The organism is Paenibacillus stellifer, from assembly GCF_000758685.1.
GTDB classification, from domain to species: domain Bacteria; phylum Bacillota; class Bacilli; order Paenibacillales; family Paenibacillaceae; genus Paenibacillus_AQ; species Paenibacillus_AQ stellifer.
Map to the genome: position 1 here is coordinate 1,631,379 of NZ_CP009286.1, position 12,846 is coordinate 1,644,224.

A 12,846-nucleotide genomic window follows, 5' to 3' on the forward strand; every position below is an offset into this window, starting at 1 on the left:
CAGGTGCAGGCGGCCGGTCAGGAAGCAGTTGCTGGCCGCCTTTTTTCTGTCCGCGTGATTTCATTCATTCATGAGGAAAGAGGGGAACAAATGACACATAAGCTGAAAGCTGTTCGCATTGTTCTGCTGTCTGCCGCAATTCTGATGGCTTCGACGTCTACCGGAATTTCCAGTCTCAAGCCGGATACAGGATGGGCAGCGCCGGAAAGTGCAGAGCCGGCCGGAGGTAACAAGGAGGGAATTTCTATTTTTGAAAACGCTAACAACGCTAACAACATTAACACGAATCTGAGCGGCTGGCAGACTCTCGGCAAGGGGCGGATAGAGGAAACGACGGAAGGGCTGCTGCTGAACTCGGAGTCCCGGGAAAATGTGATCGCCTTGTCGGAAACGGCTGCGGAGGATTTCATTTATGAGGCTGACGTGATGATCCAGGATGACAAGGCGGACAGCTCGCTGGTCTTCCGTTCAGGCGATGACGGCTGGAGCTCCTATATGCTGCAGATTGCGCCGGGTGCCGGACTTCTTCGCCTTAAGGACGCCGCCGGAGGAGGGGATAAGCTCTATGAAGAACGTCCCGTTACTCTTAGAGCCGGTGAGATCTATCACCTGAAGGTCCGGGCGGAAGGCGAATCACTTAAAGTCTATTGGGGCAATGCCTATAAGCCTGTAATTGAGGTAAAAGACAGCGCCCACCGCTCGGGACGGCTCGGACTTCATGTCTTTGACGGCTCCGCTCTCTTTCAGAATATCACCGTCAGCGATTTGAACGGGAATCTGGGAACGGTTCTGCTGAGCAGCGGAGAGTGGCAGCCCGATCTCCGGGGCAGGAAGGGCAGCGCCGCCGGGGAGAGCCGGGCGCTCAGGCTCTATGATCGCCAGAGTGCCGATTTTGTCTATGAGGGAAGTATCTCGCTGTCTTCCGGGTCCGCTGCGTCCCTGGTCTTCCGTGCCTCTTCGGATGGCGCCAGAGGTTATGAAGCCCTTCTGAAGAAGGAAGGCGACCGGCTCGGCGTGGAGCTGACGAAGGCGGACGGCACGGTGCTGGCTTCCTCCGGCCGGACATATCCGAGCGTGGACGGCGCCCGTCATTTCGTCGAAATCGAGGCGAAAGGCAGCCGGATTCTAGTCTTCGTGGACGGCTATGAGTCTGCTGCCGTTGATGTGACCGACAGCTCTTATTCCGGCGGGTATGCGGGATTTGCCGTGAGCAAGGGAACGGCGGTCTTTCAGGATGCTTATGTGACGGATGCAGAGGACTATTACACCGAGACCTACCGTCCCGCCTATCATTATTCGCCGATTCGCGGTTCCGCAAGCGATCCGAACGGACTGGTCTACTTCGATGGCGAGTATCATCTCTTTCACCAGGACGGCGGCACCTGGGCGCATGCCGTCAGCACCGATCTGCTGCACTGGAAGCGCCTGCCGATCGCTCTGCCCTGGAACGACCTCGGGCATGTGTGGTCAGGCTCGGCGGTTGTCGACTCAGACAACACATCGGGGCTGTTCGCCGATTCCGGGGGCAAGGGGCTGATCGCCTATTACACGTCCTTCAATCCGGACGGACCGAACGGCAATCAGCGCATCGGCATCGCCTACAGCAAGGACCGGGGCCGTACCTGGGTGTATCCGGATGACCGGGGAATCGTCATCGAGAATCCCGGGAAGAACGGAGAAGACCCGGGCGGCTGGGATTTCCGGGACCCCAAGGTGGTCCGCGATGAGGCCCATAACCGCTGGGTCATGGCCGTATCCGGCGGAGACCATATCCGCTTCTTCACTTCGTCCAATCTGCTCGACTGGACGTTGACCGACAACTGGGGCTATGGCAGCTACATCCGGGGCGGCGTCTGGGAATGCCCCGACCTGTTCCCGATGACCGTCCAGGGAACCGGGGAGAAGAAATGGGTGCTCATGATCAGCACGGGCGCGAACGCGAACACGGGCGGCTCGGATGCGGAGTATTTTGTGGGGAATTTGACGGCGGAAGGCAAATTCGTGAACGATAACCCGGCGGGAACTGTGCTGCGTACCGATTTCGGCAAGGAATTCTACGCTTCCATGTCGTTCTCGGATGTGCCGGACGGCCGCCGGATTGTGATGGCCTGGATGTCCAACTGGGATTATCCGTTCGCCTTCCCGACTTCCGGCTGGAAGGGCGAGCTGAGCGTTCCCCGGGAATTGTCGCTCGTCATGACGGAGGAAGGCCCGCGCCTTACTCAGCAGCCTGTCAGGGAGATGGATGACCTGAAGAGCAAGCTGTACAGCACGGCGAGCAAGACGGTGAACCCGTCGTCGTCCAATCTTCTGAAGGGCATCGTCTCCGGGACCTATGAAATCAAGGCCGAGGTGGAGATCCCGGCAGGGTCCAGCGTCTCGGAATTCGGCTTCAACGTGCGGGAGGGAGCCGGGCAGAAGACGGTCATCGGCTACAGACCCGGTGAAAGCAGGCTGTTCGTGGACCGCTCCGCATCGGGGGAGAGAGATTTCTCCAGCCTGTTCAACACGAGGCAGGAGACTTCGCTTGCGGCGGAGAACCGCAGGGTCAAGCTGACGATTCTGGTCGACGAATCTTCGGTTGAGGTATTCGCCGGAGACGGGCGCGCCGTGTTCTCTGACGTGATTTTCCCTGATCCGTCCAGCCGTGAAATGAGCTTCTATACGAAGGACGGCAGCGTCCGGGTCGTATCGCTTGCGGTCAACCGGCTGCAGCCGGTATATAATCCGGATGCCGGATCGGCGGAACGGATTGTCATGGATACGAGCGACCGTGAGCTGGGGACCCTGCAGAGTGCCACGCTGCGGGCAGCCGTAGAGAACGGACCCGGCAAAGGGGCCCAGCCGTTGAAGTGGAGCTCCAGCAACGAAGCCGTGGTAAGCCTCCGGACAGCGAAGGGGTCGGAAGCGATCCTGGATGCGACAGGGGAAGGCGAAGCCGTCATCACGGCATCGACCCCGAACGGCAAGGCCAAGGCAAGCGTTCGGGTGAGCGTCTTCGCCGGGACGTTTCAGACCAACCTCGGCGGCTGGTCAAGTACTCCGGCCGGAGCCTCGTGGATGGTAAGCCCGGACGGCATGCGCGGCAGCTATTTCAGCGATGCGGCCTACATGGCTCAGGAGAAGGCGGGGAACTTCGTATATACCGCCGACTTGACTCTGAGCGAATCGGGAGGAGCGGGATCGCTGCTGTTCCGGGCAAGTGAAGACGGGCGCAGCGGCTATTACCTGAACCTTGACCCCAACATGAAAGCGATCCGCCTGTTCTACAAGATTGCCGGGCGGTTTGAGGAGAGACAGGTGCTCGCAAGGGTTCCGGATTTCATTCGCCCGGGTCAGACCTATTCCATCCGCATTGAGGCGGACGGCCCCCATATCATCGTAAATGTCGATGGGCGGAAGGTGATCGATTTCAAGGACGGCACTTTTGCGGAAGGACAGTTTGGGCTTCATGTATTCGGCGGCTCCGCATCCTTCCAGAACGTCAGGCTGAGCGGGGAAGCGCCAGCGAACCTGCCTGCTGCAAGCATCGTGAATGCGGCCCTTCCAAAGTCTCTGTACACGGCCAATCTGACGAACGGCGAAGCCGTCACGCTTCAGGATTCCGGCGGAACCCCGGATCAGAAGTGGGTGTTCGTGCCGACCGGTGACGAAGCCGGTTCTTGCTCGATCCGCGCGATCTCCGGCCAGGCGCTCGATCTCGATACCGGCCAGAGTAAAATCCAGCTGTATGACTACCTGGGCTATGACAATCAGCGCTGGATCATCCAGCGACATGAAGACGGCACGGCTTCCATCCTCTCGGCCTACAACCGGCTGGCTTTGGCAGTGTCCGAGGATGGGTCCAGGCTTGTGCTCGAAGCCGAGCAGGACGGCGAGCGGCGTCAGAGATGGATGATCGGATTGTGACCGAATAGACAGGGCCTTGCGGGAGAACATGAGAAAGTCGCGGTTTGGTTGCGAACAGCAGCCAGCCGCGGCTTTTTTTAATATAAGAATTTATAAGTTTTTGTTACAATGAGTCTTCTATTTCTCGGTAAACGCATGGCGTCTAAGGACGCCGTCAGGCGTTTAGCCTTGGATTTTTCGCATCTTTTGTGTCGATATCGCCAATTGAGAACACAGACTGGGGGCAGCACAGATTCAGACTCCCTGGATTATGCCGCTGTTCTACGCTCGAAATTCGCTCGAATAAGGTCGCCGCGCAACAGCCCTCGGCCCCCCCACGCTGCGGCCGATGTCAAAATAATACACGCCAACCGGTATGAGACCTATACCGTATTTCGCGCCTCCAGTTGCTATAATGAGGTCGAAATCAAGCGGCGGACTGCGTCAGGGCGCGGCGGACCCGCCGGGAAAGCGAGGGCTGACATGGAGAGCTACAGATTGAAGAGCAGAGAAATTCTGTTGGACGCTTCCTATGATGTGATCGTCATCGGAGGCGGACCGGCGGGCTGCACCGCAGCGGCATCGGCCGCGCGGGAGGGGGCGAAGACGCTGCTGATCGAAGGAACTTCCGGCCTCGGCGGAATGGGGACATCGGCGCTTGTTCCCGCCTGGTGCCCCTTCTCGGACAAGGAGAAGCTGGTCTACCGCGGATTGGCGCAGAAGGTGTTCGAGACGCTGAAGTCACGGATGCCCCATGTGAAGCCGGATGCGATGGATTGGGTGCCGATCGAGCCGGAGAAGCTGAAGGTGGTCTACGACGAGCTCGTTACGGAGGCCGGAGCGGATGTGCTGTTTCTGACTTCGCTGGCTGATGTGGAGACCGATGAACAGGGGAATATCACGGTCATTGTCGTTCTGAATAAAGGCGGGCTGCAGGCGTACCGGGCACAGGTCTATGTGGACTGTACGGGCGACGGCGACCTGGCCGCCTGGGCAGGGGCCGAAGTCCGGAAGGGAGACGGCGCTAGCGGCGATCTTCAGCCGGCGACCCACTGCTTCATCCTCGGCAATGTCGATGATTATGCGTATTTGAACGGGCCGCTCCTGCACAAGGAAAATCCGCACAGCCCGATTCATGAAGCGGTGGCTTCCGGCCGGTATCCGGGCGTACCGGACACGCATCTGTGCAACAATCAGATTGCACCGCGCGCTGTCGGCTTCAATGCCGGTCATCTATGGGGCGTGGACAATACGGACCCCCGTTCCGTCTCCAAGGCGCTGATCCGGGGCCGGAAGATGGCCTCGGACTATCTGGACATGCTGGGTGACATTCACCCGGCGGCCTTTGCGGGCGCTTATGTCGCCAGCACTGGCACCTTGATGGGCACCCGCGAGTCCCGGCGGATTATCGGCGACTATGTGCTGACGGTGGACGATTACGTCTCCCGGCGCAGCTTCGAGGACGAAATCTGCCGCAACAGCTACTTCATCGATGTGCATGGCACCGAGAAGGAGGAGAAGAGCGAGGCGGGGTCCTCGCAGACGGTCACGCTTTACGGCCCGGGCGAATCGCACGGCATCCCGTACCGCTGCCTGACGCCCCGGGGCCTTCGCAACGTGCTTGTGGCCGGCCGCTCCATCTCCTGCGAGCGCCAGGTGCTCGGCAGCGTCCGCGTGATGCCGGTCTGCCTCGCTATGGGCGAAGCCGCCGGCATGGCTGCGTCGCATGCCGCCTCTGGGGGCGGAGACGTGCATCGGGTCGACGTCTCCCGGCTGCGGCGGCGCCTGCGTGAGGAAGGCGCCTACCTGCCGGAGCTGTCCGCAGCCGTGAACGAACAGGGGGGAGTACGATGAGCCAGCATGCAACGGTTCAGAAGCGGCTTGCGTCACGTAAGGAGAAGCGGACGTACTGGACGCGCCGGCGGCGCGAACAGCTGGCCGGCTGGCTGTTCATCGCGCCCGAAGTGCTCGGCATGCTCGTCCTTGCCGTGTTCCCGCTTCTCTTCAGCCTGGGGCTCAGCCTGACGGAATGGAATCTGGTCGGCGGGTTGTCCGCCATCCATTTCGTCGGACTGGATAACTTCGCCGAGCTGTTTCAGGATAACCGTTTCCTACATGCGCTGAAGAACAACATCGGCTTCACAGCCGGGACCGTGCCGGCGACGATGCTGATCGGCGTCGTCCTGGCGGCGGTCATCCACAAGAAGCTCTACTTCAAGGATTATTTCAAAGCGGCCTTCTTCGTTCCGTATATTTGCTCGACGGTCGCGGTCGCGGCGGTATGGTCGGCGCTCTATCATCCCTCGAAAGGCCCGCTCAACCAGATGCTGATCCATCTGGGCATTTCAGAGCCGCCGCGCTGGCTCGTGGACACGAGCTGGTCGCTGGTTGCCATCATGATCATCTATATTTGGCAGCTGCTCGGCTATCAGATCATCATTTTTCTGGCGGGAATGTCCAATATTCCGGATGAGCTGTACGAGGCCGCGAGAATTGACGGGGCGAGCGGCATTCAGCAGTTCCGGCGGATTACGCTGCCGCTGCTGGGGCCGACGACTTTTTTTCTGGCGATTACAAGCACGATTTCATCCTTCAAGGTGTTCGATATGATCAAGTTTCTGACGGACGGCGGGCCCAATTACTCCAGCACGGTTATCGTCTACCAGATTTACGAGGAGGGGTTTCAGAACTTCAGGATGGGCTATGCTTCCGCCATGAGCTGGATTCTCTTCCTGCTTATCATGCTCGTGACCTCCGTGACCTGGATAACGCAGAGCCGGAAGGTCCACTATTAAAGGCAAATACAGCCCAATACAGCCAACTACAGCACAAGAAAGGACTTGGCGCCCATGACGACACGAACATTCAAGCTGGGCAATGCGGTGCTGACCGCACTGTTTGGCATCATCTCGATCTTCTTCCTGCTGCCGCTCGTCTGGATGATCTCTGCGGCGTCGAAGACGGAGAAGGAGGTCTGGACGTTCCCGATCCAGTGGATTCCGAAAGAATGGCATTTTGTGCAAAACTTCAAGACGATCTGGATGGGGGATGTCTCCTTCGGCCTCTTCTACTGGAACTCGATCAAAATCGCCCTGATCTCCACGCTGGCAACGCTACTCATTTCCGCCATGGCGGGCTATGCGCTGTCCAAGCTGGAGTTCAAGGGCAAAGGGCTCGTCTTCGGCGCGATGATGGCCTTCATGATGATCCCGGAGCAGGCGACGCTCGTTCCCCGCTATATCATGATCAAGGAGTTCGGCCTGTACGACACGCATGCAGCGCTCATTCTGATGGGCATGTTCTCCAGCTACTTCACCTTCCTGCTGCGGCAGTTCATGCTCGGGGTGCATAACGACCTGCTGGAAGCGGCCGAACTCGATGGTGCGGGATTCTTCCGGATCTTCTGGAGCGTCATGCTGCCGCTCAGCCGTCCTATCCTGGCCACTGTCGGAATCATCAAATTCATCTGGACCTGGAACGATTACCAGGGGCCGCTGATCATGCTGAATTCCACCAACCTGTATACGATTCCGCTCGGCATGCAGTTCTTCAAGGAGGAGTTCGGCACTACGATTTCGGTGATGATGATGGCTTCGCTTGCGGCGATTATTCCGCTGCTCGTGCTGTTCCTGGTGCTTCAGAAGCAGGTCATCAAAGGCATTTCCATCGGGGGGGTCAAGGGATGAAGGAGCCATGTATCCAAAAGTACGTCTTGAACATCTGCTGCTCGGGTGCAAAGTCAAAAATATCTACGCCATCATCGTCAAGACTGTACACGGTGAGGGCGGTACTCCGGCTGTATAATGAAAGCGTATCCACCAATTGGGAGGGGGAAGTCGCATGAAGAAGCCTGCATTATGGATGGCCGGCCTGCTGCTGATGTTCACAGTCAGCGCATGTGGCAATAACGGGAGCGCGCCAGCCGCGAATGGCGGCAAAGACGCCGAACCAACGGCAGCCAGCCAAACCAAAGCGCCTGCGGAGAAAGAGAAGATCAAATTTTACACCTTCAAGTCAAGCAAGCCCGAGGAACCGACATTCCAGGCCGTTGAGGCGTACAACAAGTCTCAGGATAAAGTGGAAGTGGAGTATGTCTCGCTTGTCCAGAACAGCGACAGTACGGAGTTCCTGAAGAAGCTCGATGTGCTCGTTGCCGGGGGTGAAGTTGTAGACGCTTTCATGACAGGGAATGAGGAAGAACTGCTGGAACGGGCCTCGCGGGGCGTTGTGGAGCCGCTGAATCCGTACTTTGAAGCAGAGGGCGTCAAACCGGAGGACGAATACTTCAAGGTTCTCAAGCTGGATGACAAAGTGTACGGACTGATGAATTCCTCCACGCTGTGGTTCACGGTCTTCAACAAGCAGCAGCTAGACGAGGCCGGACTGAAGCTGCCGGAGATGGGCTGGACCTGGGATGATTTCCGCGAATATGCCAAAAAGCTGACGACCAAGGACCATTACGGCACCTATTTCCACACCTGGGGCGAATACGCGAATATTATCGCCTACTCCGAGCATCCGAACCCGCAGCTGGACGCAAGCCTCAAGCCGATCTATGACGATCCGTCCTTCCGTTACTTCTTCAATCTCCGCCGCGCGATGGAAAAAGAAGACAAGAGCGTAGAGCCTTATGCCGACGTGCTGGCCTCGAACTATCATGTGCTTCAGCAGTTTTTTGCCGGCAAAGCCAGCATGTTGGCCGTTCCGAGCTATGCAGTCCGGGCAGGCCTCAATCTAGAGAAGTTCCCGCATGACTTCCAGATGGTGTATGCACCGCTTCCCCGTTCCGTGGATGCCAAGGATGTCGGGATGACGAACATTTCCGGCGGCGGTCTGGCGGTTGGCGCCAAATCGCAGCACAAGCAGGCGGCTTACGATTTCATCCGCTGGATGACGAAGGAAGCCTACAAATACACGAAGGAGATTCCATCCCTGAAAAAAGTCGACGGCAAAGCGCTCCTGCAAGAGTTCTTCAGCGAGAACCAGAATCTGATCGACATCGATTCGCTCGCAAACACTCTCTTTGACAGCCGCAACAAAATGCCGGAGGGCAGTTTCACCGTACCGTACGGCAGCCAGTTGAAGACGATCGTCGAGAATGGCTTCGCAAGCTATATGCTGGACAATCGGGACTTCGATCAGGTCAAGGCGGAAATGACGGCGGAAACCGAGAAAGTGGTTGCGGCCAACAACAAGTAGACGGATGATTTGAACAGGCGTGATCAGGGGCTTTTGCAAAAAAGCTGAAGGGCTGCGGAGATGGCCGGATTTCTGTACCGGGCAAGATCAGGCAAATGGAAGGCGGCGCCAGCCGTAAATACTGAATGTGCTGCCTGAGGAGAGCGGCTAAGCCGGCTGTTTGCAAATGTAAGCATGTATAAGCCGGGCGCTTATCACGGGAAACATTTTATACGGATTATCAATCATGATGACCATAACGGTTTATATGGAGTATATATAAGCTGATCTACTTCATATCCTAACAACTAGGATACCCGAACAATTACTCTATCCGGACGATTACTGGGATAAGGATGACCCGCTATGCAATGGCTGAGCCGTTTCTCTTATTACCGAAGGCTGCAGTTCTCGTTCCTTGCCCTGATTCTGCTGCCCTTCACCGCTGTTACCCTGTGGTCTTATCAATCCGTCAGGCAGAACGTAAGCGACAAGATTCTTCGAACCAATGAAGAGACGATCACCGTCATCGCCAATCAGATTGAAAAAACGATCGACACCATCTCCTTCGCATCCCTCTATCTCTCCGAAACCTATGATCCTGAAGTTCTGAACAGCCTGCGTTACCTGACGACCGCCGAGAGCTTCGGAGATTACGGGTCCTACATCCACCAAGCCAAATTGAAATCAATCAGCGGCATACTCACCGTTCAAGCGCTCGACGCAGACCTTGAGATTATGATCGTCAACCGGAAAGACCGGATTATTATGAGCAGTCTGAATCGTCCGGTCTTCTCAAGGGTCTCGGACCGCTTCCTTCAGGATACCGGCAAGCTGGACCCCGGCGAAGAGACCGTGCTTCAGTGGTTCCTGTACCGGGAGAGCGGCCCCGTTCCGGAGTACTGCTATGCCGCACGCTTCATTATCGATCCGCGAAATCACGAGAAGCTGGGTACGCTGTTCATCGGCATCCCCCGGCATTATTTCGAGCATTTGCTGGATACGGGCAATGCCTCCATCGTCCTGTCCCTGGAGAACTCCTCCGGGGACATGATCGCCGTAAGCCGGGGAAGCGAGGCAGCCGTATCGGGCAAGCCGCTGCGCAGCGAGGTGCGGATTGCAAGAACCGGCTGGCTGCTTGCCAGCGAGCTTCCGCGAAGTTCCATAGACGGTCAGATCAACCGGGAATTCCTCGTGTCGCTCTCGATCGTCATTGTCTTCTTCGTAGCGTTTCTGGTGCTGTCCATGTTCTGGGCAAGATATATGAACGAGCCGATCCGCCTGCTGCGCGCCAGCGTCAAGCAGTATGTCGGCGGCAACCGGGATGTGCGGATTCCGGTGAAGGGCAAGGATGAAGTGGCCGTTCTCTCGCTCGTCTTCAACCAGATGCTGGAGGATATCGACGAGCTGCTTCACCGGGTGGAGAGCGAGCAGGAAGAGCGGCGGAGGCTTGAGCTTCGGGCGCTGTCGGCACAGATCCGCCCGCATTTTCTGCTCAACACGCTGAATTCGATCAAGGTCAATCTGCTCATGTCCGGCGATTCGGTCCATAGCGCGATGCTCGATGCGCTGATGAAGCTGCAGCGTGCTTACGTCCATGCCGACAAGCCGCTGAAGCTGTCCGAAGAATGCGCCTTTCTCGGCAGCTATGTGCAGGTCATGCAGATCCGCAACCGGCTGGACATCGCTTTCGAATACTTCCTTGAGCCGGGGACAGAGGAGCTTGAGCTGCCGAGGCTCCTGCTGCAGCCCGTGGTCGAGAATGCGATCGCCCACGGCTTCTCGGCAAGACCCGAGCGGCCCTGGATCGGGCTCAGCTCTTCTGTAAGCGGCGGTATGCTCGAAATCAGCATAACCGACAACGGCCGGGGAATGGACGAAGAGGCCGTCAAGCGGCTGAACCGCCGTCTCCTGGGCGCGGAGCAGGAAGCGCCGCAGCCCGAAAAAGGCGTGGGGCTCGTGAATACCGCGCGCCGGCTTCAGGTGCTGTACGGCTTCCGGTCGCGCTTGACGGCGGCCGCCAATCCGGGCGGCGGGATGATCTTTACCTTCTGCATTCCGGTGACCAACAGCAAGGAGGGTTCTTCGCATGATGACGGTCATGCTGATTGATGACGACGTGCCTATGCTCGACTATGTGAAGTTTCTGCTGGAACAGCCGGGTCTGGAACTGGAGCATGTCGCGTCCGCTTCCGGCAGCGGGGCGGCGCTGGAGCTGTTCCATGAACATCTGCCTGATTTGGCCATCGTCGATATCGGGCTGCCCGGTATGGACGGCCTGGAGCTGGCGGAGGCGTTCCGGCTGATGAAGCCGGAGGTGCGGCTGATCTTCCTGACCTGCTATGAGGACTTTCATTATTCGAAGCGGGCGATTCAACTGGAAGCCGACGATTATCTCATCAAGGATGAGCTCACTCCGGAGCAGCTGAAGACCAGCATCCTTAAGGCGATGGATCGGTTCGGTGAACGCCGGGCGCTGCTGGAGCGCTATTCGTTCCAGCAGGCGATTGAGCGCAACCGGGGGGTGCTCAAGCGAAATTTCCTGAATCAATTGCTCTCGGGCAGCGGAAAATGGGATCATATTCGGCTGCTCGGCGAACGGCTTGGCATATCCTGGAGGAAGCCGTTTCTGGTTCACGGCTTTCTCCATATCGACGCCGCTTCTCTGCTGTCAAGGTACCGGTATGAGGATGCGCCGCTGCTTCATTTCGCCGCCGGGAATATTGCGTCCGAGCTGTCCGCAGGTCCCGAGCCGATCACTGCGCTGATGGATGGGGAGAACGGCATCTATCTGCTGTGGAATGCCGAAGATCCGGCCGCTCCGAGAGACGGGCTGATCCGCTACATGGAGACGGTATGCGAGAAAGCGGAGCAGTATCTGAAGGTCACCGTTCGCGGCTTCTACGCCCCGGAGGCGTTCCCGGTTCGTGATTTCGCCCGCGCTTATAAGCAGTTGGCCGAGCGGCGCGACCACGGCTTCTATGACCCGCCCGGGCCGGCAGTCATGCTGAAGCCCGATCAGGATTATCGCTCAGCTCCGGAATCGAAGCCGGGGAAGGAGAAATCCATGCTTACGCTGGCGATTGAGGAGGAGAACGCCGCATGGATTAATCTTGCCGTCGGCAAGCTGCAGCAGCATGCGGGGGACGAGAGATGGTCGCCCCGGCTGCTCAAGGAAGCCTGCGCCGACTGCGTCCGCAGTATGGCTTCGGAGACGAACGGCGCGGTGGAGGAAGCGTTCTTCCATCACTTAAGCCGGGCTCTCCATGTGGAGGAAGCGGCGCAGCTGACGAAGCGGGAGCTGCGGAAGCTGTGGCGGCGGCAGTCGCTCACGCCGATCAGCGAACGGGAGAAGGACACCCGGCTGCAGGCGATCGACGATTACTTGAGACAGCATGCCGACCGGATGATTACTTCGGTCGATATGGCGGAGCATCTGTATTTGAACCCCAGCTATTTCTCCCGTTATTTCAAACGGCTGTCCGGCATGAAATTTACGGATTATGTGAACCGCTTCAAAGTCGACATGGCCATCTCCATGCTCCGGCGGGAGAATGAGACTGTCGAGAATGTGGCCTATACGCTCGGTTTCTCGGACCGGGCCTATTTCTCCAAAGTCTTCAAGAAATACAGCGGCAAGAGCCCCAGCGAATTCAAGAACGCGTAGAATGGGGTTCCACAGAATAAGCCCGAACTTGAGAAGCGAAAGGCAGTTCCGCGAAGGCATAAGGCACCGGCACTTAACAGGACCGGACTGCCCGTTCCTCAAGCACGAGGCTA

The 12,846-nt window shown here is 58.0% G+C and carries 7 protein-coding genes; all 7 read left to right on the forward strand.

Annotated elements, in window-relative coordinates; translation table 11 throughout:
• Nucleotides 1–90: 90 nt before the first annotated feature.
• Nucleotides 91–3,909: a GH32 C-terminal domain-containing protein gene (locus tag PSTEL_RS07430; RefSeq protein ID WP_052098259.1), complete on the forward strand. Its 3,819-nt coding sequence runs from the start codon at nucleotides 91–93 to the stop codon at nucleotides 3,907–3,909.
• Nucleotides 3,910–4,386: 477 nt separating this feature from the next.
• Complete coding sequence (locus PSTEL_RS07435) at nucleotides 4,387–5,742, forward strand: FAD-dependent oxidoreductase (protein ID WP_245625099.1); 1,356 nt, start codon at nucleotides 4,387–4,389, stop codon at nucleotides 5,740–5,742.
• Nucleotides 5,739–6,683, forward strand: coding sequence for a carbohydrate ABC transporter permease (locus tag PSTEL_RS07440; RefSeq protein ID WP_038694480.1), 945 nt, complete (start codon nucleotides 5,739–5,741; stop codon nucleotides 6,681–6,683). The genes PSTEL_RS07435 and PSTEL_RS07440 overlap by 4 nt, the downstream gene beginning before the upstream one ends.
• 54 nt (nucleotides 6,684–6,737) lie before the next feature.
• The gene (locus PSTEL_RS07445; RefSeq protein ID WP_038694482.1) at nucleotides 6,738–7,574 is read left to right on the forward strand and encodes a carbohydrate ABC transporter permease; all 837 of its coding nucleotides are present in this window, start codon (nucleotides 6,738–6,740) and stop codon (nucleotides 7,572–7,574) included.
• 154 nt (nucleotides 7,575–7,728) lie between these two features.
• Nucleotides 7,729–9,087 carry an ABC transporter substrate-binding protein gene (locus PSTEL_RS07450; RefSeq protein WP_052098260.1) on the forward strand — a complete coding sequence of 453 codons (1,359 nt, stop codon included), beginning with the start codon at nucleotides 7,729–7,731 and terminating at the stop codon, nucleotides 9,085–9,087.
• A 345-nt stretch (nucleotides 9,088–9,432) separates the two neighbouring features.
• Nucleotides 9,433–11,178: a sensor histidine kinase gene (locus tag PSTEL_RS07455; RefSeq protein ID WP_038694483.1), complete on the forward strand. Its 1,746-nt coding sequence runs from the start codon at nucleotides 9,433–9,435 to the stop codon at nucleotides 11,176–11,178.
• Nucleotides 11,156–12,733: a response regulator transcription factor gene (locus PSTEL_RS07460; RefSeq protein WP_038694484.1), complete on the forward strand. Its 1,578-nt coding sequence runs from the start codon at nucleotides 11,156–11,158 to the stop codon at nucleotides 12,731–12,733. The genes PSTEL_RS07455 and PSTEL_RS07460 overlap by 23 nt, the downstream gene beginning before the upstream one ends.
• Nucleotides 12,734–12,846: the final 113 nt, after the last annotated feature.